Source organism: Mesorhizobium sp. B3-1-7 (assembly GCF_006439385.1).
In the GTDB taxonomy this organism is placed as follows: domain Bacteria; phylum Pseudomonadota; class Alphaproteobacteria; order Rhizobiales; family Rhizobiaceae; genus Mesorhizobium.
The window spans coordinates 41,760-63,660 of record NZ_VFTL01000037.1; the positions used below are offsets into that span (position 1 = coordinate 41,760).

The 21,901-nt window shown below is 63.6% G+C and carries 22 protein-coding genes and 1 pseudogene; 8 read left to right on the forward strand and 15 right to left on the reverse strand.

All coding sequences use genetic code 11. The annotated features are described in order from the left end of the window. Window positions 1-113: 113 nt before the first annotated feature. Window positions 114-1,229, forward strand: coding sequence for an anhydro-N-acetylmuramic acid kinase (locus tag FJ417_RS26370; RefSeq protein ID WP_140785447.1), 1,116 nt, complete (start codon window positions 114-116; stop codon window positions 1,227-1,229). Here FJ417_RS26370 and FJ417_RS26375 read toward each other — a convergent pair whose 3' ends face one another. Next, entirely contained in the window at window positions 1,230-1,655 is a 426-nt protein-coding gene (locus FJ417_RS26375) for a GNAT family N-acetyltransferase (RefSeq protein WP_140646893.1), read from the reverse strand. It abuts the gene before it with no gap. 95 nt (window positions 1,656-1,750) lie between these two features. Further along, the gene (locus FJ417_RS26380) at window positions 1,751-2,935 is read right to left on the reverse strand and encodes an MFS transporter (protein ID WP_140785448.1); all 1,185 of its coding nucleotides are present in this window, start codon (window positions 2,933-2,935) and stop codon (window positions 1,751-1,753) included. A 48-nt stretch (window positions 2,936-2,983) separates the two neighbouring features. Between FJ417_RS26380 and FJ417_RS26385 the strand changes: the two genes are divergently transcribed. After that, window positions 2,984-3,523 (forward strand): Lrp/AsnC family transcriptional regulator, encoded by a 540-nt coding sequence (locus FJ417_RS26385; RefSeq protein WP_140785449.1) that lies wholly within the window; start codon window positions 2,984-2,986, stop codon window positions 3,521-3,523. Here FJ417_RS26385 and FJ417_RS26390 read toward each other — a convergent pair. Both FJ417_RS26390 and FJ417_RS26395 read right to left on the reverse strand, forming a co-directional pair. Continuing rightward, a complete protein-coding gene (locus FJ417_RS26390) occupies window positions 3,520-4,023 on the reverse strand; it encodes a hypothetical protein (protein ID WP_140785450.1) in 504 nt (167 codons plus the stop codon). The genes FJ417_RS26385 and FJ417_RS26390 overlap by 4 nt on opposite strands. 95 nt (window positions 4,024-4,118) lie before the next feature. After that, entirely contained in the window at window positions 4,119-4,946 is an 828-nt protein-coding gene (locus FJ417_RS26395) for a class I SAM-dependent methyltransferase (RefSeq protein ID WP_140705004.1), read from the reverse strand. Window positions 4,947-5,031: 85 nt separating this feature from the next. Here FJ417_RS26395 and FJ417_RS26400 point away from each other — a divergent pair, with 85 nt between their 5' ends. Continuing rightward, entirely contained in the window at window positions 5,032-6,012 is a 981-nt protein-coding gene (locus tag FJ417_RS26400; protein ID WP_140785451.1) for a LysR family transcriptional regulator, read from the forward strand. 138 nt (window positions 6,013-6,150) lie between these two features. Here the strand turns inward: FJ417_RS26400 and FJ417_RS33670 are convergent, their stop codons facing one another. Beyond that, the gene (locus FJ417_RS33670; protein ID WP_348639951.1) at window positions 6,151-6,381 is read right to left on the reverse strand and encodes a hypothetical protein; all 231 of its coding nucleotides are present in this window, start codon (window positions 6,379-6,381) and stop codon (window positions 6,151-6,153) included. 212 nt (window positions 6,382-6,593) lie between these two features. Continuing rightward, window positions 6,594-7,430 carry a helix-turn-helix transcriptional regulator gene (locus FJ417_RS26410; protein WP_140657364.1) on the reverse strand — a complete coding sequence of 279 codons (837 nt, stop codon included), beginning with the start codon at window positions 7,428-7,430 and terminating at the stop codon, window positions 6,594-6,596. A gap of 98 nt (window positions 7,431-7,528) precedes the next feature. On the opposite strand from FJ417_RS26410, the gene FJ417_RS26415 reads away from it, so the two are divergent. Continuing rightward, window positions 7,529-8,431 carry an SDR family oxidoreductase gene (locus tag FJ417_RS26415; RefSeq protein WP_140785452.1) on the forward strand — a complete coding sequence of 301 codons (903 nt, stop codon included), beginning with the start codon at window positions 7,529-7,531 and terminating at the stop codon, window positions 8,429-8,431. A gap of 183 nt (window positions 8,432-8,614) precedes the next feature. Here the strand turns inward: FJ417_RS26415 and FJ417_RS26420 are convergent, their stop codons facing one another. After that, window positions 8,615-8,884, reverse strand: a complete 270-nt coding sequence (locus FJ417_RS26420; RefSeq protein WP_226891947.1) for a hypothetical protein — start codon at window positions 8,882-8,884, stop codon at window positions 8,615-8,617. Between the two features lie 261 nt (window positions 8,885-9,145). Between FJ417_RS26420 and hutH the strand changes: the two genes are divergently transcribed. Beyond that, on the forward strand, window positions 9,146-10,642 hold the full coding sequence (gene hutH, locus FJ417_RS26425) for a histidine ammonia-lyase (protein ID WP_140704997.1): 1,497 nt from the start codon (window positions 9,146-9,148) through the stop codon (window positions 10,640-10,642). Window positions 10,643-10,774: 132 nt separating this feature from the next. After that, a pseudogene (locus tag FJ417_RS26430) lies at window positions 10,775-11,136 on the forward strand (acetyl-CoA C-acetyltransferase); the annotation flags it as partial. A 270-nt stretch (window positions 11,137-11,406) separates the two neighbouring features. Here the strand turns inward: FJ417_RS26430 and FJ417_RS26435 are convergent. Beyond that, a complete protein-coding gene (locus FJ417_RS26435) occupies window positions 11,407-12,537 on the reverse strand; it encodes a DUF6551 family protein (RefSeq protein ID WP_181182738.1) in 1,131 nt (376 codons plus the stop codon). Window positions 12,538-12,930: 393 nt separating this feature from the next. Continuing rightward, window positions 12,931-13,827 (reverse strand): LysR family transcriptional regulator, encoded by an 897-nt coding sequence (locus FJ417_RS26440; RefSeq protein ID WP_140785454.1) that lies wholly within the window; start codon window positions 13,825-13,827, stop codon window positions 12,931-12,933. 266 nt (window positions 13,828-14,093) lie between these two features. On the opposite strand from FJ417_RS26440, the gene FJ417_RS26445 reads away from it, so the two are divergent. Together FJ417_RS26445 and FJ417_RS26450 are read left to right on the forward strand one after the other, a co-directional pair. Then, the gene (locus FJ417_RS26445; RefSeq protein ID WP_140785455.1) at window positions 14,094-14,828 is read left to right on the forward strand and encodes an SDR family oxidoreductase; all 735 of its coding nucleotides are present in this window, start codon (window positions 14,094-14,096) and stop codon (window positions 14,826-14,828) included. 171 nt (window positions 14,829-14,999) lie between these two features. After that, complete coding sequence (locus FJ417_RS26450) at window positions 15,000-15,599, forward strand: NAD(P)-binding domain-containing protein (RefSeq protein ID WP_140785456.1); 600 nt, start codon at window positions 15,000-15,002, stop codon at window positions 15,597-15,599. A gap of 98 nt (window positions 15,600-15,697) precedes the next feature. Here the strand turns inward: FJ417_RS26450 and FJ417_RS26455 are convergent, their stop codons facing one another. The 6 genes from FJ417_RS26455 to FJ417_RS26480 all read right to left on the reverse strand — a co-directional run bounded on the left by FJ417_RS26455 (window position 15,698) and on the right by FJ417_RS26480 (window position 21,806). Further along, window positions 15,698-16,042, reverse strand: coding sequence for a putative quinol monooxygenase (locus FJ417_RS26455; RefSeq protein ID WP_140785457.1), 345 nt, complete (start codon window positions 16,040-16,042; stop codon window positions 15,698-15,700). Next, window positions 16,042-17,010: an ABC transporter permease gene (locus FJ417_RS26460; RefSeq protein WP_140704989.1), complete on the reverse strand. Its 969-nt coding sequence runs from the start codon at window positions 17,008-17,010 to the stop codon at window positions 16,042-16,044. The genes FJ417_RS26455 and FJ417_RS26460 overlap by 1 nt, the downstream gene beginning before the upstream one ends. After that, window positions 17,000-18,586 (reverse strand): sugar ABC transporter ATP-binding protein, encoded by a 1,587-nt coding sequence (locus FJ417_RS26465; protein WP_140785458.1) that lies wholly within the window; start codon window positions 18,584-18,586, stop codon window positions 17,000-17,002. The genes FJ417_RS26460 and FJ417_RS26465 overlap by 11 nt, the downstream gene beginning before the upstream one ends. Then, window positions 18,583-19,752 carry a Gfo/Idh/MocA family oxidoreductase gene (locus FJ417_RS26470; RefSeq protein WP_140785459.1) on the reverse strand — a complete coding sequence of 390 codons (1,170 nt, stop codon included), beginning with the start codon at window positions 19,750-19,752 and terminating at the stop codon, window positions 18,583-18,585. The genes FJ417_RS26465 and FJ417_RS26470 overlap by 4 nt, the downstream gene beginning before the upstream one ends. A gap of 64 nt (window positions 19,753-19,816) precedes the next feature. Further along, the gene (locus FJ417_RS26475; RefSeq protein WP_140785460.1) at window positions 19,817-20,938 is read right to left on the reverse strand and encodes a substrate-binding domain-containing protein; all 1,122 of its coding nucleotides are present in this window, start codon (window positions 20,936-20,938) and stop codon (window positions 19,817-19,819) included. A gap of 40 nt (window positions 20,939-20,978) precedes the next feature. Then, entirely contained in the window at window positions 20,979-21,806 is an 828-nt protein-coding gene (locus FJ417_RS26480; protein ID WP_140785461.1) for a sugar phosphate isomerase/epimerase, read from the reverse strand. Window positions 21,807-21,901 lie beyond the last annotated feature (95 nt).

The following is a 21,901-nucleotide window of genomic DNA, read 5'->3' on the forward strand; positions in this document are numbered from 1 at the left end:
TGCTCGATTTTCGCCATTTGGCGCAAAAGGCGACCTGGAAGGGCGCGGCGAAAGACTTGCCTGCGGGGCTGATCCATCCGACACGTGGATGAAGGGCGATTCGAGGAACGACCATGGAACCAATCTGGGCCGTCGGCCTGATGACCGGCACGGTGCTCGACGGCAATATCGACGTGGCGCTGATCAAGACCGATGGCGAACGCATCGCCGACACCGGCACCTACACGCTGGCCCCCTACCCGCAGTCGATCCGCACCTTGCTCGAAGAGACGCTGCGCCAGGCGCGCGCCTGGAATTTCGAGGGACCGGAGCCGGCGATCTTTCGCGAAGCCGAGGAGGCGCTGACGCGCGCGCAATCGGCGGCGGTCAGGGATCTGGTCGAGAGCCAGGGCATGCGAATGACCGATATCGGCGTCGTCGGCTTCCACGGCCAGACCGTGCTGCATCGCGCGCCGCAGCCGGGACGTATCGGCCGCACCCGCCAGCTCGGCGATGGCGAGCTGATGGCCTCGCTGCTCGGCACCAAGGTCGCCTATGATTTCCGCTCGGCCGATGTCGCGGCTGGCGGACAAGGCGCGCCTCTAGCCGCGGCCTATCATGCCGCGTTGCTTAAAGAGGCGGACGCCAGCGGCGACACCGCCGTGCTCAATCTCGGCGGTGTCGGCAACATCACCTGGTGGGACGGCAAGGACAATATCGTCGCCTTCGACACCGGCCCGGCCAATGCGCCGGTCAACGATTTCATCAAGTCGAAAGGCCTCGGCGAGATGGACCGCGACGGCAAGCTGGCGGCTGCCGGCAAGGTCGACGAGGAGCGGCTCGCCCGGCTGCTGCAGCATCCGTATCTCACCAAACCCTATCCAAAATCGCTCGACCGCTTCGACTTCACCGCAGCGATGGCCGAGGGGCTCGGCGCGGAGGACGGCGCAGCATTGCTGACGGCCTTCACCGTGTCAGCCGTCGGCAAGGCGCTCGACCTGTTGCCGCGCCGGCCGAAGCGGCTGGCGGTCAGCGGCGGCGGCCGCCACAATCCGACGATGATGGCAATGCTCGAAAGCCGCGCCAGCGTCGAGGTCGCGCAGGCCGAGACGTTGGGCTGGAAGGGCGACGCGGTGGAGGCGGAATGCTTTGCTTTCCTAGCTGTGCGCGTGCTGCGCGGCCTGCCGATCAGCTTTCCAAGCACCACCGGCGCGCCCGCGCCGATGCGCGGCGGAAAGCTGGCTGGCTGATCAGGACGGCAGCTTCTTCTGCAGGAAGATGCGGCTGCGGCCGGTGGGGAAGTCAGGCAGCGTGCCGAACGGCTGGTAGCCCTGACGCCGATAGACCTTTTCGGCGACCGGGTTGAAGGTGTCGATCCAGGCACCGTGACAACCGCGTGCGATGGCTTCCCGTTCGGCGGCGTCGAGCATGCCGGCGGCTGCGCGCCGGCCGCGCAATCTTTCGTCGACCCACAGCCACTGCACGTAGAGCCAGCCCCAGGCGGTGTAGCCGGAAATGCCGGCGACGATGACACCATGTTCGTCACGCACGATAACCGCCAGCGCCTTCCTGCCTGACGCGCCGACATCGGCATCGTTGAAGGCGGTGAGGCTCCCGCTCAGGAAAGCGAGGTCCTGCGGCAAGGGCTCGGCGGTGATCTGGAGGCTCGTCTTCATCGGCTGCGACTCCGGTTCGCAAGCCAGCCTTAGAGCAATCCCAGGAAAAGTGCGAAACGGATTTCCGGCCGGAAGCGAAGAGTGAGGCAGGCCTGTTATCGAGGACCAGCCGGCCGCCACGCCGCGGCGCCCGCCGCAACCAGCATCAGTCCCGCGGCGATCAAGGAGCAGTTGGCGAAGCCGAGGGTCGTGTAGAGCGGGCCGAAGCCTGCGGTGCCGACAGTGACGGCAAGATAGGTGACCGCGCTGTTCAGACCCATGATGGTGCCGCGCCGCGCCGGATCGAGCGCGGTGAGGCGCATGACCAGCACGTTCAGCCCGAAATGGTTGGCGAGACCCCATACGCCTATCGACGCAAGCAGCAGGCCGAAGCCGGCGCTTGCCAAGGCGATGGCGACATAGACGGCGGCGACCAGCAGATAGGCGAACGGCATGACACGGCGCGCACCGAGCCGGTCGATGACGCCATCGAGCAAAGCGGCCGCGCCGAAGCCGAGACCGTAGGCGACCGCCGCCAGTCCGTTGGCGCTGACCGGCTCGCCGAGGGCTTCATGAAGATGGTCGCCGAGATAGCCGTAGACGCCGTAAAAGGCGGTCATGAAGGCGCCGCAAGCAATGAGCAGCGGCAGGATGCCGGGAACGGCGAGCGCGCCGAGCGGCGACGGCGCCGGACCGCTTTTCCTGACGTCGTGCAGCGAACTCATCGCAAGGCCGGCAACGGCCGCTCCCGCCAGCAGCGCCACGGCCGCGAAGACGGCGCGCCAATGGATGAGATCGGCGATCACGGCCGACAGCGAGACACCGGCGACCATCGAAAGCGTCCAGCCGGTCAGCACCACGCCGATGGTGCCGCTCTCGCGGCCGGGCGGCGCGATCGCGGCCGAGCTGGCATAGATCGCCGGCATGGCGATGCCGGCGGCAATGCCGGCAACGAGTTGCGCCGTGACGAGCAACACGACCGTCGGCGCCAAAGCACTGGCGACGAGCGCCAGAGCCAGCAACAGCAATGCGCCCTGCAGCATGCGGCGCGCGCCGATCCGGTCGATGTAGCGGGCAAGGAAGAGCGCGCTGGCCGACGTGCCGAGGCCGAAGGCGGCGGCAGCCGTCATCACCGCTGGCACGCTGGCGCCGAATGATGCAGCCACCGCCGGCGCGATCGGTCCCAGAACCAGCGAGTTGGAGCCGATGACGGCGATACAGCCCGTCAGCAGATAGGCGGCGGCCGGTATCGGCGCCCGAGGCGCGTGGGTCATAATTGCAGATTGATTGGTGTTCGACATATCTCCATAATGGCCGAATTTAATTCCGCAGCAATGGAGAATTTCCATATGGACACAGAAACAGATGACATTCAGCGGAACAAGCATCCGGCCCGCGAGGTCGACCCTATCGACCGAAAGATATTAGGCGTCCTCGTCGAGGACGCGACCATCAGCTATGCCGAGCTCGGCGAACGCGTCGGCCTGTCGCCGCCGGCGGCGCATGAGCGGGTCAAGCGGCTGAAGCGCAGCGGCGCCATCCGCGCCACCTCGGCGATCATCGATCCGAGGGCGGTGAAGAAGCCGCTGCTGGCCTTCGTGCATATCGACACAAGGGGCTGGGGCAAGACGCCGGAACTGATGGCGGTCTCCAAATATCCGGAAGTCGAGGAGATCCACACAGTCGCCGGCGACACTTGCATGCTGCTCAAGGTGCGCACCGAGGACACGCGCGCGCTGGAGGGCCTGCTGGCCCGTCTCTACGATACGCCCGGCGTCACCTCGACGCGCAGCTATGTGGTGCTCTCGACCTATCTCGAGCGGCCGGTGCAGCCCGAGATCACAAACGAATGGCCGGCGCCGAAGCACATGGCGACACCGGTTTATTAAGTCGCCGCGATCTGGTGGCGCCTGGAACGCGCCAGCAGATAGAACGCCGCGACATGCGTGATCATCAGCAGCGGCACGTAGAGGATCGGGATCGCATAGGTCGCGCCCAACTGGCCGGCATGGCCAGGAAGGTCGAGCACGGTGCCGAGATAGTAGTCGCCGACAAGGTCCACCACGCCCGCGACGTTGAAGGCGACGACCAACGGCCAGAAGATCGCAGGCCTCGCCACCGCGAGCAGCGCCAGCATGGCGAGCAGGCCGGTGGCGAAGTCGCCATAGGCGGCGAAGCTTGCGAAGTCAGGAGCAAGGTCGGGACCGACCACGCCCGGGATGAGGAAGACGAGGCCGAAGAAGCGGAAGCTGTGCAGCGTTGCTATCGCGCGCTGCGCCTCTATCGGCTCCATCGACCTCAGCCTTGGCAAGATATAGGCGACGAAGCAAAGCAGCCACGGCACATAGCCAAGCGCGAGGTGGATGTTGAAGATCATCGCTGGTGACATCTTCGCCTCCTTCAGTGTTGGTTTTTCGCAATTCCGGACGGAAGGCTACGGCCAAACCGCCGAGCCTGACCGCCGAACGATTTTCCTGGAATTGCTCAATTGACCGGAACGGCCTCAAACACAGCCGTCAGAATGCCCAGCCGTCCCTCCATGAGATTGCGCCCGAGGTTGGTGGCGAATTCGGCGAAACCCTGGCCCATGACGACCCCGAGATTGAGCGAAGGCGGCGGGCCGGAGGCACGGAGCTCGGCGAACCAGGCCTTGGCGGCAGCCGTGTCGTCACGGCGGACGAGCGTGCCGAAGCCGGCGGCTTCGATCGCTTCGCAGGTCTCCTCGGCCGTCAACAGGAAGCTTTCGCCCGGCGTCTTCGCCCAGGGCACCGGATAGAGCGGATCGCCACCATTCAGCACGACGTCGAATGTGGCGAATTTTCCGCCCGGCTTCAAAACGCGCCTGACCTCGCGGTAGAGCAACGGCCGGTCGGCGATGTTCATCGCCACATGCTGCAAAAGCGCGGCGTCGAAACGGCCATCCTCGAAGGGAAGCGACAAAGCGCTACCGGCTTCGAACGACACTTGGCCGGCCTGCCCGGTTCGCGCTGTCAGATAGTGCGCGGCCTCGACGAAGGGTTCGCTGAGATCGACACCGGTCACCGCGCAGCCATATGTCGCCTCCAGGAAGCGAGCCGGCCCGCCGATGCCAGATCCGACGTCGAGCACCGACATGTCGGCGGTGATGACGGCAAGATCGGCGAGCTCCGCCGTCGCGGCCAGCCCGCGGGTGTGGAACTGATCGAGGGTCGCCAGTTGCTCGGGCTTCAGCCGCTGTTGCTCGGGTCCAAACACCGCCAGCGCGGTCTTCAACCGATCGGTCAGGCCGGTCGCGCGATAGTGATCGCGCACGCGATCGAGTTCATCGGTCATTGCCATTTCCCTTCAGGCTTCCAAAGTCACGCAAGAAATACGGCCGCTTTCCGCGAACCACTATCCACGATAATGTCGATGGGTCATGAAGCAGAACTTCACAGTCAGGCACGGCGCGCTCGATGGTGTCGAGGCGTTTTTGAGTGTGGCCAAGCACCGCAATTTCCGCAAGGCGGCGGTCGAGCTCGCCGTCACTCCGTCGGCGATCAGCCAGGCGATACGAACGCTCGAGGCGCGCATCGGCGCTGCGCTCTTCGTCCGCACGACGCGCAGCGTCGGCCTGACGGAAGCCGGCGAGCGCTTTTTCGCGCGTGCCCGGCCGGCCTTCGAGGAACTGATCGCGGCAAGCGAGATCGCGCGCGGGATGGGCCAGCGGCCGGCGGGGCTCCTGCGCCTTTCGGTACCGCCGGCCGTGGTGCCGATGCTGCTGGAGCCGATGGTCGCCTCCTTCTGCCAGGCCTATCCCGAGATCGAGCTGGAGATCGTCGCCAGCGGCGAGCTCGCCGATCTCGCGACCGAAGGATTCGACGCCGGCATCCGGATGGGCGATCTGATCGCGCCCGACATGGTCGCGGTCCGGCTGACGCCCTCCTTTCCGATGGTGGTGGTCGGCAGTCCCGATTACTTGCGCCGGGGCGCGGCGCCCGAGCGCATCGAGGATCTACGCGACCATGCCTGCCTGCGCCTGCGCCGTTCGAACGGCTCGGTCGCGCCTTGGTCCTTTGTCGACGGCAACAAGACGATAGAGGCGATCGTCTCGGGACCGTTAATCGCGCATGACTACCCCTCGCTTCTCGGTGCGGCGATCCAGGGTGTCGGGCTGGCGCAGGTGCCAGGCCCGATCGCCGAAGCGCCGATCGCCGACGGGCGCCTGCAGGCGCTGCTTAGCCGCTTCGCGGTGACCACGCCGGGCGTCTTTCTCTATTACCCGGAAAGGCACCAGGTGCTGCCCAAGCTGCGCGCCTTCATCAACCATATCCGGCAGCCGGGCGCCGCTGACGTCCCCCGAAGCGATCGGGCAGGCGGTGGCAAAGCTGACGCTTCGAAGGCCCGTGAAGGCGGTTGAGCCAGGCAATAAGCCGCTCGACCGAACAGAGCGGCTTCGGCGATGCCGGCCGCATGCGCCGCGTCTTCATGAGGAGCTTCGGCCAACCACCGCAAGCGATCCAGCGTGCGACGGCGCGAAGGTAACGCTTCTAAACCCTTATCCTTTGTGCCACGCAAGCATTCTGCGGATCTCCTCGCGTTTTTCTTCCGACAGACCCGAGAGTAAGTCCTCGTCCAGGTATCCTTGCCGGATGAGAGTTGCGAAAACGACGGTCAGTTGCGAATAGCGATAGTCGAACGTCCGATCCAAATCGCGACGTTGCTCCTTCAGATAGTCCTCGACCTCCCATATCTCGGAGGGCGTGGTCGCGGCGTTCGTCTTTTGAATTCGGCCATGATGCTGGCCAGTGCCCTCTCAAGAGCCTTGTCATATGCGGCGCGGGCAACTTTCTTTTCCGAGGGCGACCAACTAAGCTCATTCAAGGTCATAGACATCTTCCACGAAGAATCGGGCGGTGGATATTATCCTAACCGAGTCGCCTTGTGACCTGTTTTCCGCTTCGCCGCCGCACCTTGGCGGAATACCGCACATGGCGGCCATCATTCTGCGGAACGAGCCGCGATTAGTGATCGAATACGTTCTGCATCCGCCTGCGTGGCGGGATTGTAGACGATCATGCCGAGTTCCGGGCGGCCATCGACCGCAAAGACGGAGAACTCCAGCTCGATCAGCCCGATCTCGGGATGCCGCAGGCGCTTCACGCCCTCGCCGTGGGCCGGCACGATGTCGTTGTCGCGCCACAGCGCCTCGAATTCCGGACTGATCCGGCAAAGCTCTTCGACGAGTTGGGTGATTTCCGCGCCTGCGCCCGCCCTCGTGGCATCCGCCCTGAACGATCCGACCACGAAGCGCGCGACACTCTCCCAATCGTCCTGCGCGTCGCGCACGCGCGAGTTGCCGAACATCAGACGAAGGATGTTGCGCTGCTCGCGCGGCAGCTTGGAATAGTCGGTTAGCATCGCCGCGGCTGCACGGTTCCAGGCAACCACGTCCCATGTCGCGGTCTTGATGATCGCCGGGCTGGGGTCCAAAGCGTCAAGGACGCGCTGCAGGCGCGGCGTCACGCTGTCGACGTTTCTGTAGCGGACCTCCGGGGGCCGGCCGAGACCCAGCATGAACAGATGCTCGCGTTCGGGCTCGGTCAGCATCAGCCCGGTCGCGATGCGGTTGAGCACGTCCGCCGAGGGCGCGCCGCCCCGTCCCTGCTCCAGCCAGGTGTACCAGGTCGGGCTGATATTGGCGCGCTGTGCCACTTCTTCGCGGCGCAGCCCTTGGGTGCGCCGCCGCCCCGTGGCAAAACCGAAGGCGGCCGGATCGAGGCGCATGCGGCGGTCCCGTAGAAAGGTGCCCAGCTTGTTGGCCGTCTCGGCTGGCATTGCGATCCTGTTGGCTGTTATACCATGATAAAGTCACTACTTTAACAGAATGATTTATAGCGCAAATAAGGCCTCCGAACAACAAGCGGAGATCTCCCATGCGTGTATTCCTCACCGGCGCTACCGGCTTCATCGGTTCCAGAATCGTGCCTGAGCTTCTCGCCGCGGGCCATCAGGTGCTCGGCCTGACCCGCTCCGAAGCCGGTGCGCGGTCGCTTGCGGCTGCCGGAGCCGAGCCCCATCGCGGCGACATCGAAGACCTCGACAGCCTGCGCGACGGCGCGGCGAAGTCAGATGCGGTGATCCACACCGCCTTCGATCACAATTTCTCGAATTTCGTCGCGAATTGCGAGAAGGACAAGCGCGTGATCGAAGCGCTGGGCGGGGCGCTCGCCGGGTCGGACCGGCTGCTCATCATCACCTCGGGTGTGGGCATGGGTTCTGCCGAACACGGACAGCCGGCGAGAGAAGACATCTTCAACACCGAACACCGCAATCCGCGTATCCTGTCCGAGCTTACCGGTGCGGCGATGGCCGAGAAGGGCGTCAAGGTATCGGTGGTGCGGTTGCCGCAGGTGCATGACACGATGAAGCAAGGCCTGATCACGCCGCTGATCGCGCAGACGCGCGCCAAGGGCGTGTCGGCCTATCTTGGCGAGGGCCGCAACCGGTGGTCGGCGGCGCATGTGCTGGATGTCGCCAAGCTCTACCGTCTGGCGCTGGACAAGCAGGAAGCCGGCGTGCGCTACAACGCCGTCGCCGAGGAAGGCATCGCCATGCGCGAGATCGCGGAAGTGATCGGCGCCGGCCTCGACGTGCCGGTGGTCTCGCTCTCGCAGGAAGAAGCGGCCGATCATTTCGGATGGCTTTCGATCTTCGCCGGTCTCGATATGCCGGCCTCGAGCGAATGGACGCGCGCGCATCTCGGCTGGCAGCCGTCGGGACCCGGCCTGATCGCCGATCTCGAACGGATGGATTATTCGCAGGCGGCCGCGGCCTAGCCCAGTCCTCCGGCGGTTCAGCGACCCGGCTGGACCGCAGTCTGCAGCAGGTGCGCCAGGCTGTCAGACTTTTCGACCTTGTCGGTGAGGTCGAGCCCGGACAGAAGGTCGACCAGATGGCTGTTCATCAGGGCGGCCGCGTCGGCGCTGTCGCCGGCTCCGGAGGAATACCGTCGGGGAACCCTACTTCCCGCAATAGTGGTCGTTGATGTCGTTCACCGCATTCGCGTCCGGTCCGACGCGGTGATACGCGCAGGCGCCCGCCGCCGTGTTGGTCATCTGCTGATCGTAATAGCGCGGCCCGCCAAACAGCGTCTCGATGATATCGTCGCTGGCCGGGACATAACGTTCCTGTTCGGTGACGCGGTGGCGATGTTCGCCGGCGGCAACCGGGCCGGCCATCGCGGCTGCCGCGGCAAGCGTGAGCGCGGCGATTGCAAAATGTTTCGTCATGGCAGCGACCTTCTGGCAATTTGGATCTGCAGCATATCCAAAATCGCCAGCAGAGCAAAAGTTCCCGTTTGCCCGCCGCCGACTTCAAGGCGAGCGAGGCTCGGCCTGTTGTGACATCGGCGTCCGATTTTTGCCTGCCGTATCGCCAATCGAAGAAAGATAACGGCAGTCGCGACGGCGGATTTTCGACAATGGCCGGCGCCGATGCCGGATATCCTGCATTCGTTCGGCCACCGTTCCCGAAGGCCAAGGAATAGCCCGATGACAGCCAGAGTGATCGTCCTCGACGCCAAGCCGCTTGGTACGGAAGACGTCGCCGAGATCGCACGACGCAATGCCCGGCTCGCGCTCGGCGAGGAAGCCATGCGCCGCATCCGCGCCAGCCGGGCACTCATCGAGCATCTCACCCAGCTCGGCAAGCCGCTCTATGGCGTCACCACCGGGCTTGGCGCGTGTGTCGACACGCCGCTCGCCGAGGCCGACCTGATCGCCTTCCAGCACAGCGTGCCGCTCAGCCACTCGATGGGCGCCGGGCCGTCGCTGCCGACCGAGGCTGTGCGGGCGCTGATGGTCGCGCGCATCTGCGGCATGGCCGCGGGCGGCACAGGCACGTCGGAGGGCGTCGTCATGGGCCTGGTCGCGGCGCTCAACGCAGGCGTTCATCCGGTCATTCCGAGCTGGGGATCGGTGGGCGCCGCGGACCTTGCGCCGCTCGGTCATCTGGCCAGGGCGCTGCGCGGCGACGGCGAGAGCGAATATCAGGGCAGGATCATGCCATCGACCGAGGCGCTCAAGCTCGCCGGGCTCGAACCGCTCGCCCTGCGCGAGAAGGACGGCCACGCCATCATCGTCGCCAACAGCCTTTCAACCGGAACGGCCTGTCTCGCCCTCGAGGAGATCGCATGCCTGATCGACTGGTCGCTGGCGGCGGTGGCGCTGAATTACGAGGCATTCCGCTCGTCCCTCAAGGCCATCGACGAGGATGCGCTGGCAGCGCGGCCGGCCTTCGGCCAAGTCGAGATCGGCGCGCGGCTGCGGACGGAGCTTTCGGGCAGTGGGCTGTGGCAGGAGAATGCCGCGCGACGCCTGCAGGATCCGCTCAGCTTCCGTTGCGTTCCGCAGGTGTGGGGCGGCCTGCTCCACGCCTATGAGCAGGCGAAGCTGGCGACGGAGATCGAGCTTGGCCATTCGGGCGACAATCCCGTCATCCTGCCGGAGGCTGAGCGGGTCGTCTCCAACGGCAATTTCGACCTGACCGCGTTCACGCTGACCTGGGAAAATCTCGGCCAGGCGCTGGCGCATTGCGCCGTCGGCACCGCCAACCGCTCGATGAAGCTGATGTCGCCGACGGTGGCGGAGCTGCCCCGGTTCCTGTCGGCCAAAGGCGGCAGCCGCCAGGGATATGCGGAACTGCAGAAGCCGATCGCGGCGCTCGAAGCCGAGATCCGCCACCTTGCCAATCCGATGTCGCTCAGCCCCTTGGCCATCTCGGATGGCGTCGAGGACCAGTCGTCGATGGCGCCACGCGTGGTAGCCAAGACCGCCGCTATCATAGAACGCCTGCGCTATCTGGTGGCGATGGAGTTGATCTTCGCCGCCACCGGCGTCGAGCTGCGCGGCGTGCTGGACAGCATGGGCGAAGGGCCGCGGCGCAGCTATGAGGCCGTGCGGGCGCTGGTCGCCCCGCTCGACGACGACCGCGAAATGAGCGCCGACATGGCGCGGGTGGCGCGCATGGTGGCGGGGCCTCGGCTGTAGAGCGGGCCGACAGGCCCGCTACCAGCGCCGCGTCAGTCGGCGAGATCGTGCCTGGCCTCAGTGGTAGTAGATACCGCCGCGACGTTGAGCGCCTGCCCGGTGACGAAGGCCGAGAGATCCTAGGCGAAGAACAGCCGCATCGCCTGCTATGCTTCCGCCGATGTCGAGCCGATAGATATGGGGCTCGGTCCCGTCGCTGCTTCACGCCTGGCGCTGGAGAAGGCGGGATGGCAGGCCTCTGACCTCGATGTGATGGAGGTCAACGAGGCTTTTGCCGCCCAGGCCATCGCCGTCAATCGCGAGATGGGCTGGAACGAGGACACATCATCAACTTAAGTGGCGGCGCCATCGCGCCAGGACATCCGCTGGCCGGTTCCGGCTGCCGCATCGCGGTGACGCTGCTCTACGAGATGATCCGCCGCGATGCGCGCAAAGGATTGGCTTCGCTCTGCATCGGCGGCGGCCAGGGCGTGGCGATCTGCCTGCAGCGGTGAGCCCGGGGCGATTGTGCAGGCTCGTTCGGTCAATGCGGCGCTTAATCACCAAGACCGCTTGGCCACTCTTTCGCTATTCACGCCATAGCCGACGTGCGATGCCTCAGGATGGGGCAAAACTCTCGCATCTTCGATATGACAATTCCCGGTCGGACTGCTGATGTCCCGTGGATCTTGATCAAGGCCCAGCAGGAATGAACATGTCGCGCTCGGAACAAACTCCGAGCGCGACATCCATTTAATCATCGAAATTGCTTCAACGTTTGACCGTCAATTTTTTTGCCGGCTCAGGCTTTCGAGAATGGCTGCGTGAACGGCTACCGCACGGGAATCGCCACCGCTAAGGCCTGTCACGATCTCGCCCAGCACAGCCATATCGAACCGTCGCAACGTGGGCACGACGTCGTCAGGATCAAAGCCACAAGGCGAATTTGCAAAGAGCTTGATTAGAGCGCCGAATATTGATGCGCCGTAGGTAAGAGAACGCCCCTCATAGGCCTCAGCTATGCTAGTCAGTGCAGCAGATACAATCGCCGGCCCATGTCGCCGCAGTGCAGTTGCTATAGAAGATGTGAAAGCAACCTCACCGGCCTTCCACGCAGTCGATGAAGTATTGCGGGCCATTTTCAATCCCGCTTCGGTTACAAGTCGCTGAATCTCGACGGCATCTTCATCTGCCGCCGCCAAGGCTGCATGGAAATCGTCCAGGCGGTTCATGGGCTTGCGGGCACGATTCGCGACAATGAACATCCGAGCTTCATCTTCGGGATTGTCATAGGCGAAAAGACAGCACGGCAATTGTAGCAAATCACCCCTTCGCACTGCTGCAGCCCATCGATGCTGGCCATCTATGATGACCTTCGATCCGTCTGGACGCCTCGAAATGACGAGCGGAGCGCAAAGGCGCCAGTCGAAGTTGGCCGCAATGCTCGCAATCAGGCGTCGAGACCCTGCATTATCGATCGACCGCTGATAGGACTGGTCGACGGTCAGTTCAGTAGTGTGCACCCATTCGATGCTCGGCATTTTTCCAACGGGTGGCCGAAATCCGGTTTTGCGTTCACCTCCGCGGATTCTAGCCTTTCCGGCCTTGCTCCTCGTCCCGAACTGAGCGTCCTTGCCAGGACCTATGGCAGCGATTGGCAGTGCGACTTCTGCCTCGAACCCGTTGATCAGTTGCGAAATTTCATCAGGCGAGCGGGACCAAAGTTGGCCTCGGTGCTCGACGACAACGTCGCCCAAGTGCACGCGTACGGTGCCTACAGGTGTGGCTATAAGGAAGGTACCATTGGATGCAACGCCGCCAGACATTTGATTGCGTACCCAATCCGGAATGGCCGATCTGTCATTCTTCCAATTGCGAACGTCGCGGGATTGGCCGAAAGTTTGCTCGATTACCATGTGGCGTCTCCTAAAAGTCTCGCAAGCTTCATGCCGGCGAGCGAGAAGGAAATGCATTGCGGACGTGCAATCTGGATGACTTAAGATCAACGCCGCCTGAGGTGGCGCTGATCCGACTTTCGCAAGAATTCCAGAGAAAGAGGCGCTGAACACGCTCGCGTAGGGATTCTTCTTGGACGTTATTGGTTTGATGGACGCCAAGGTCCTGTCTCAGTGAAATCGGCGCTCAACGATCCCGGGCAGTTGTCCACCACTATACGCAGGTATCGGCGGAATCCCCGCCGATATGTCATAGTTCGGTGGTTGAGCTGGCTTGGCAGGACGGACTGACACTTGGAGCGATTGCGGCTTCCATCCGGATTGCGGCAGGCGTCGCCGGCTACCTGTCGCGCGTCAGTCCGGCGATAAGGACAGTCCCGCGAGAAGCGGCGCGTAGGCGGCGAGCCTGCGGGATACGAACTCGGTGAAGAGCCGTACGCGCTTCGTCTTGCGTGTCTCCCCCTGCGTGAGAAGCCAGAGCGTTCCGTACATGTGCAGGTCGGTACCCGGCACCCTCGCCAGCAGAGGGTCGGCATCTCCCACGAAGCACGGCAGCGTCGTCATCCCGAGCCCCTGCCGCACCGCGACGACTTGCGCCTCGGCATCCGTGACCCTGAACGGAACCTCGGCGGCGCGAACCTCACCCGAGTGGGCCCAGTCCGGGATTCCATGAATGCTTATGACGATCCATCGGATGGGATCAGGCGCGCCCGCATGCCACGCGGCCAGTCGATCGCGGGACATGTAGATACCGCCGAATACATCCGATCCCTTGAGGCCGTGAAGATTGAGCGGCAGGGTTTTGCGGTCGTAGACGACGCGGATCGCGACGTCGGCCTCGCGGTTGGTCAGATTTGCCAGCTCGCCGGACGACAAGATTTCCATCTCGATGTCCGGATACAGACGCGCGAAATCGGAGAAGTCCGGCATGAGCAGGTGTGTCGCCAGCGGCGGCGCCAGTGTCACCCGCAGTAAGCCGCGCACGCTCTGGTCGCGGCCAAGGACGCGCGTCTCCAGCTGGTGCGACGACATTTCCATCTGGTCGGCAAGCTCAAGGACCTCCTCCCCCGCAGCCGTCAGGCGATAACCCGAAGGCAGCTTCTCGAACATGTGCGCCCCGAGCCGTTCCTCGAGCTGAGCGACGCGTCGCAGCACGGTCGAGTGGTTCACTCCGAGGCGCTCGGCGGCAGCCCGCACCGAGCCTGCGCGCGCGACGGCAAGAAAGTAGCGAACGTCATCCCAGTCGATCATGGTGCAATCCAGCACCGCTGGGGTGCGCCTTCCAAAGCCCGCATCTAACAGCAGAACGGGCGGCCGTCATAGCCTAAGCGGACAAGCGCGGCCCAATTCCAAACGGCGGACAACCGATCGTCGTGGCTGGCGTCAGTCGTCCAACCGGATCGATTTCGCACCACCGATGTGCGCGCTTCCGCACTCAACGCCTGACTGCGGCCGCCCCATCTTGAGGTTCTCGGGGCCTCCCCGAACGACCAAAGATGGAGCCTGGAAGGAAAGTCATGGGAAAGTTAGATGGTAAGGTTGCAGTCATCACAGGTGGATCGAGCGGCATGGCACTGGCGAGCGCCAAGCGGTTCGTTGAAGAAGGCGCCTATGTTTTCATCACGGGCCGGAAACAGGAGGCGCTCGACGAGGCCGCCAGGCTGATCGGCCGGAACGCGACCGGCGTGCGCGGCGACGCGGCCAATCTCGACGACCTCGACCGTCTGTTCGATACGGTCAAGCGGGAAAAGGGCAAGATCGACGTCCTGTACGCGAGCGCCGGCACGGGCGAAGCCGTCCCTCTGGGCGAGATCACCGAGCAGCACTTCGATGCGACCTTCGGCCTGAATGCGCGCGGCACGCTGTTTGCGGTTCAGAAAGCGCTGCCGCTCTTCAACGATGGCGGATCGATCTTCATGACCGGGTCAGTTGCTTCGGTGAAAGGTTTTCCTGGTTACGGCGTGTATGCGGCGAGCAAGGCGGCGTTGCGCTCATTCGCACGCACTTGGCTCAACGAACTGAAGGGCAGGAATATCCGGGTGAACGTGCTGAGCCCGGGGCCGATCGCCACACCGATGCAGGACCAGGTTCTCACCGAGGAGGCGAAGCAGATGTTCGAATCCCTGATCCCGCGGGGAAAGATGGGGCGTCCCGAGGAAATTGCGGCGGTCGCGCTGTTTCTTGCTTCGGACGATTCCAGCTTCGTGAATGGGGTGGAGCTGTCTGTCGACGGCGGCTTCTCGGCCATCTGAAATCGCGCCTGATCGCGGGAATAGCGCGCCCATGGCGAAAACGACTTCCACGCTGGACGGTCGGCCCGGTCGTTCACGACGGGACGTCTCCGTAAAGGTCGCCAGCGGAACGGATAGTCCGGCGCCGTTGAAGACCGGGGAATCAACATCAACACGGATTGGAGAAGCATTATGAGCTATGCAATCGTAGGATTCGGTAAGGTAGGCCAGGCCCTCGCCCACGCCTTCGCCCGTAAAAACATCGATGTGACCGTCGCGAGCCGCCGGCCGCCCGAGGCGTTGGCGCCACAGGCTCGGGCGATTGGACCCACGGTCGTCGCCAAGTCGCTGCGGGAAGCACTCGAGGCCGACACAATCATCCTGGCGGTCCCGTTCGGGGAGCATCGCGAGGTTGCGAAAGCCCTGCCGAGCTGGAAAGGCAAGACGGTCATCGACGCGATGAACGCGTTTCCTGTACCTGAAGAGCTGGACGGCCTCCCGTCCTCCGCCTTCGTCGCGAAGTCGTTCACCGGCGCCAAGTTCGTGAAAGGTTTCAATCACCTGATTGCGGCCACCCTGGCTGCCGATCCGGTCGTCGAGGGCGGCCACCGGGTCGTCTTTCTGTCGAGCGACGACGAGGACGCGACCGCTCCCGTGGCGGCCTTGGCCAAACAGCTCGGGTTCGCACCCGTCAAGTTGGGAAAACTCAACGAAGGTGGCGCGCTGGTGCACGCACGCGGCCGCACTTGGGGCCAACTCATCTTCCAGGATTTGTTCAAGAAGGAGCAGTAACCGATCTGCGACCCCGTCATTCCCGCTCGAGCTCGGCAGACTTCGCGCCAACGGGCTCACCGCCTGCGTCGCCTTAGGAACGATCGCTCATCGTGTCGTCATTGATGAGCTGTCGGCACGCTGATGGGCTGAACGTCAACAGCCATCCGGCTGAGCATCACAAAGTTCCGAATATCGACCGGACTCGCCAGCAGTTGATCGAGCCGATCAAACAGCGGCTTCAGATGCGGCATCGCCAGATGCCGGTCGAGATCGTCCTTCGAGCGCCAGTTCTCATAGAACATGAACACGCATGGATCGGCAGGGTCGACGTGAAAGTCATAACTGATGCAGCCGTCCTCGGCGCGCGTCGGCTCGACGAAGGCCGACAGGATCTCCTGCAATTCCTCGCGCGTTTCGGGCTTTGCGATCACAGTGCCGATCACCGTGTAGGGAACTGTCATCATTTCCTTCCCTGGCTCAGCGCAACGGCCAGGATGATGATGGCACCACGCGCAATGAGCTGCTGGCTGAATTCCAGCCCCATGAGTATCAGGCCGTTGTTGATGAGGCCGATCATCAGCGCGCCGACGATCGTGCCAATCACGGTGCCAGACCCGCCGAACAGGCTAGTGCCGCCAAGCACTGCCGCGGCGATGACCGACAACTCGTCGCCCTGACCGAGCTGGAAGCGGCCGGATTGCAGCCGCCCGGCATAGAGCATGCCGGCAAGTGCTGCCGCCATGGCCGATATAATGAGGACGCGGAACTTGATCGACTTTGTGTCGATGCCGGAATAACGCGCCGCGACCTCGCCGCCGCCGGTGGCGAGCACGCGCCGGCCGAAGCTCGTTCGCCTCAGCACGACATGGCCGACGGCGCCCAGCACCAACATCCAGATCAGCAGGACAGGCACCGGCCCGATATTGCCGCCGCCAAAGATCCACGAATAGCTCTTCGAGATGATCGGCACCGCGGCTGTATCGCTCATCCACATCGCGGTGCCGGTGGCGATCCCCATCATGGCCAGCGTGGTGAGGAAGGACGGAATGCCGATGCGCGTCGTCAGCAGACCGTTGAAGATACCGACGACGGCACCGGTGGCGAGGCCCGCAACGATACCGGTAACCGGTCCACCGGCGTCGATCGCCATGGCCGTGGTGACCGAAGCCAGCCCCGCCACCGCCCCGACGGACAGGTCGATCTCTCCCGCCGACAGCACGTAGGTCATGGCGATCGCCATGACCGCGATCATCGCCGTCTGGCGCACGATGTTGAGCAGGTTGTTAGGGTTGAGGAAGCCCTTGTCGAACAGGGTGATCGCGAACGCGATGAAGATCACCAGGAAGCCGATATAAATGATGTTCTGCCGCCAGTTGGCGAGACCTAGCCTTGCAAAGAGCCAAGGGACGGTGTCCCGGTCAGTGGACATGTGTTTCTCGCTTACTCTTGCTCATCGCGTTCTGGATAACGATCTGCAGCTTGCGCTCGGCGGCCTGCAGCTGCGCGACCGGATCGCCCGCAGGCGCCGACGGATCGTCGAGGTCGGCGCGGCTGACATCGTCCACCAGGCGGCCGGCCGAAACGATGATGATGCGGTCGCAGGCCGACAGCATCTCGGACAGCTCCGACGAGATCAGGACGATCGCCTTGCCAGCTTTCGCCAACTCGCGCACCAGCGTGATGATCTCGGACTTCGAGCCAATGTCGATGCCGGCGGTTGGTTCATCAAGGACGAGGATTTCCGGACCGGTCGAAAGCCATTTGCCGATGACGACTTTCTGCTGATTGCCGCCTGAAAGCGTACGCACCGCGCTGTCGCGCGATGCCGTCTTGATCCGCAGCCGAGCGATCTGTTCATCCGTCAGATCGCGTACTTTTTTTCCCGAGACAAATGCTTTGCGACTCAGACGGTCCAGCACTGCGAGCGTGACGTTGGAGGCGACAGAATGCTCGGCAATCACGCCCTGACGCAGACGGTCCTCGGGTACCAGCGCCACGCCGGCTTCGATGGCTTCGCTCGGTTTCGTGATCATCACCGGTTTGCCGGCGATGCGTATCTCGCCTTCGACGACCGGATCGATTCCGGCAATGACGCGCGCGATTGCTGAACGTCCGGAACCAAGCAGTCCGGCCAGGCCGACCACTTCACCCCTGTTAACGACGAAGCTGACATTCTTCGGCTTTTCCGGGCCTGAAACGTTGTCCAGCTCCAGCAGCGGCTCGCCAAGACTCGACTGGCCGCGCACCACATCCGACAGGCCGCGCGAGCGCTTGCCGACGATATGCTCGATCATCGTTTCGACGGGCAGCTCCGACAATGGTGCGGTAACGACATGGCGGCCGTCACGCAGGATGGTGGCGCGGTCGGCGATGCGGGCGATCTCGTCCATCCGGTGCGAAACATAGATGATGGCAACGCCTTGCGACTTCAGCTTGCGCAGGAAAGCGAACAGGCGTTCGACATCGGAAATCGCCAGCGCCGTCGAGGGTTCGTCCAGCACCAGCACCCTTGCGTTTTGCGAGATCGCCTTGACGATCTCGGTCAATTGCCGCTGTCCCGCGCCCAGATCGCCGACGGTCGCCTTCGGATCGACCTCCACTTCGAGCATTTTGAACAGGTCCGCGGCACGCCTCTCGGCGGTACGGTCGTCGATCAGGCCGAATGCACCCTTGGCTTCGCGGGTGAGAAACACGTTCTGCGCCACCGTCAGCGTCGGGATCAGACTCATTTCCTGGAAGATCATGGCGATGCCGGCCTTGCGCGAGGCTTCGGGCGATATCTCCACCAGCGGCTTGCCGTCGACGAGAACGGTGCCGGCGTCAGGCACATGCACGCCGTTCAGCACTTTGAGGATGGTCGACTTGCCGGCACCATTGCCGCCGAGCAGCGCGTGGATCTCGCCTCTTTCGACCTGCAGGTCGACATCGATCAACGCCTTGACCCCGCCAAAGGATTTGCTGACGCCCTTCATCTCCACCGCATGAACAGGCGTCCCAGCGGTCATGGTCTTACCTTGGTCCACTGACCGCTTTCACCGGATTCGATCAGTGCGTCGGCGACGCGCTCGGTCCTGTAGCCATCCTCGAAATTGGGCGACGGCTGCTTGCCCGAGGCGATGGCCGAGAAGAAATCGAAACACTCGACAATCTTGGTTTCGGAGTAACCGATGCCGAGCGCCGGGATCGGCCAGAGGCCTGAGCCATAGGGGTGCGCCGGACCGGAATAGACAGTCCTGAAGCCGCGCGCATCGGCAGGATCATCGGCAAACATCACCTGCAATTCGTCGCGCCGTTCGTAGTTGAACGCAATCGAGCCCTTGGTGCCGTGGATCTCGAAGGTGATGAAATTGTTGCGGCCATAGGCGTTGCGGGTCGCCTCGAGCGAACCGATGGCGCCGTCGGCGAACTTCAGCAGCGTCACCACCTCGTCGTCGACATCGACTTCGACGCGCTCGGCTCCGGTGTTCTTCTCGGCGGCGCCGAGCCTGTCGAGATTGCCGTGCTGGACAGGCCGCGTCTTGTTGTAGGTGCGCACCAATGCGCTGACCTCGGCGATCTCGCCCACCAGATAACGGGCAAGGTCGACGACGTGGGTGCCGATGTCGCCGATCGAACCCGAGCCAGCTATCTTCTTTTGAAAACGCCAGGACAATGGCGAGTCCGGATCGGCCGACCAGTCCTGCAGATAGGTGCCGCGGAAGTTCAAAATCTTGCCGATGCGGCCTTCCTCTATGTACTGGCGGGCGAGCGCCACTGCCGGTGTGCGCCTGTAGTTGAAGGCCACCATGTGGATGACGCCGGCCTTGTTGACGGCGTCGAGCATGGTCTTTGCTTCGTCGCCGCCGCGCGCCAGCGGCTTTTCGCAGATGATATGCTTGCCGGCCTGCGCTGCCGCAATCGCAATCTCAGCATGGCTATCGTTCGGAGTGACGATATCGATGACGTCGATGTCCGGTCTGGTCACCACCTTGCGCCAGTCCGCGGACGATTCCTCGAAGCCGTAGCGACGGCGGCCTTCGTCGGCCAGCGCATCGGTGATGTCGACCACCACTTTGCGCACCGGGTTGGCAGGCGCGGGCCAGAAAAACATCGGCATGGCCGCATAGGCCATTGCATGGGCCTTGCCCATGAAGCCGCCGCCAATCATCGCCACGTTGAACGTCCTGGTCATGATGATCTCCTGATCGAATGAAGAAAGGCGCGGCCGGCAGGGAGTGCGCCGGCCGCGGGGCGCATTACATGCTGCCCTTGATCTTGTCGGTGGCCTCGGCGTGGTAGACGGCCTTCCAGCCCTCGAGCAGTGTGTCCTTGGTGACTGGAAGCGCCGGCAGGGCGACGAAGGGCGGCGCCTGCTTGCCGATCAGGCCGTAGCCGGCGAGCAGCGCCTCGGTGACACCTTGATCGAACGGCCGCTGAGCCCCCAGACCCTTAACGAAGCCGCCGCTCGCCATATTGATGGCGACGTTCTCACCGAGGTCGCAAGTGGTGATGACGAGGTCGTCACGGCCAGCGGTGCGCGCCGCCGAGATGACGCCCTCGGCCGGCACGTCCCACACGGCCCAGATGCCATTGATAGTCGGGTTGGAGGTGAGGATCGCCGATGCCGCCTTGTCGGCGTCTCCGGAGAAGTCGGGACCGCCGATGCCTTGTTCGGCGACGATCTTGATGTCGGGATAGTTGTCGGCGATCGTCTTCTTGAAGGCGTCATAGCGCTGCTTGGTGACGAAGAAGTCGGCGGCGTGGAAAATAAGGCCGATGTCACCCTTGCCGCCCAATGCCTTGGCCATCAGATGCGCTGCCGCGACACCGTTGCCGTAATTGTCGGCCGAGACGACGGAGACGTAGTCCTTGCCGGCGACAAGGCCGGCCGGGACGTTGTCCATGAACACGAGCTTCACGCCCTTGTCGGCGACGGCCTTGTAGGCGGAGGCTGTCGCGGAGGGGTCAGTCGGAATCGAGACGATGATCTTGGGGTTCTGCGCCATCACCGTTTCGAGGTCCGCGACCTGCTTTTCCGGCTTGAAGCCGGCATCCGTAGTGGCGATCACCTCGATGCCCATCTTGCCGAACTGGTCCTTGAGCCCGGCGATCTGCGCACGCGACCAGTCATTGCCGCCGTAATGCATGACGATCGCCGCCGTGGCCTTCATGGCTTTGATCTTTGCCAGTTCCTCCTCGCTCAATGTCACAGCGGAGGCCGGCGCCGGCGTTTCGCCGTTTGGTCCTTTCGAAAGGACGGTCTTCTGCAACTCGGCAAGGGCTGAATCCGGATCGGCGAAGGCGGGGGCAGCTGTGTAGAGGCTGGTGGCCAGCAGAGCCGCCGTGAAAGCTCCGGCTATTGTCTTGAAATGCGTCATTTCGGTCTCCTCCCTGATGACAGGCGCAATGCCCGTTGGTTCAACTCGGCCCTATGGCCTTTTTCAGATAGTTCATGCTGAGTTCCGCCCCTTGCTTCGGGTCAGGCCAGGCATCGAGCTCGGCGGCGATCCATCCAGAAAATCCGGTATCCTTGAGCGCATCGATGATCGGCGCCATGGCGAGATCGCCGCGGTCGAGCGGCGTGAAGGCGAAGGGATCACGCTGCCAGCCCTTGAGATGGACGTAGCTGATACGGTCCCTGAATTCGCGGATCTGCGCGGCCGGATCCCCGCCGGCGGCAGCCAGATGCGCAGTGTCCGGACAAAAATCGATCGCGGTGTGCCTGAAGACCTCGCGGACTTCATCGGGCCCCTCGACAATCGTCGACAGGTGCGGGTGATAGTGCGCGCGCAAGCCCGCTTTAGCCGCGATGTCGACGACCTTGTCCAGCGCCGCGCCGAGGCGCTTGAAATCGTCCTGCTGGCGCCCGCTCGCACGCTTGGCGCCACCACCGACCACAAGGTGCGCAGCGCCCAGTTCCGCGGCGGCACCCGCCACACGTTCTACGCGCGCCAGTTCCTCGCCCAGGATATCGTCGAAAATGAAGTTGGCGCCTGAATAGCCGGCAACGAGCACGACACCAGACTGCTTCAACGCTTCGCGCAACTCGCCATAGCGGCCTTCATAGTCCAGAAGATTGCCGTCGAAGAGTTCGGTGCCCGCATATCCGGCCGCGCCAATGTCGTGGATCGCCTGCTCCATATCGCCGAAAGTGCGATAGGTCAGCTGAGTAATCGACGTCACACCGACGGCATTGCCGCCAAGCGCGCCCCAACAATTCGCGTGATAGGCCAGCTTCACCTGCATGTATGTTTCCTCCTGCGCAGCCGGAAGCTCAGGTCGCCTTGCCGCGGCCAGACCCGACCTCAAGTCGGCTCTCCTCCAACTCGAACTTATGCGCG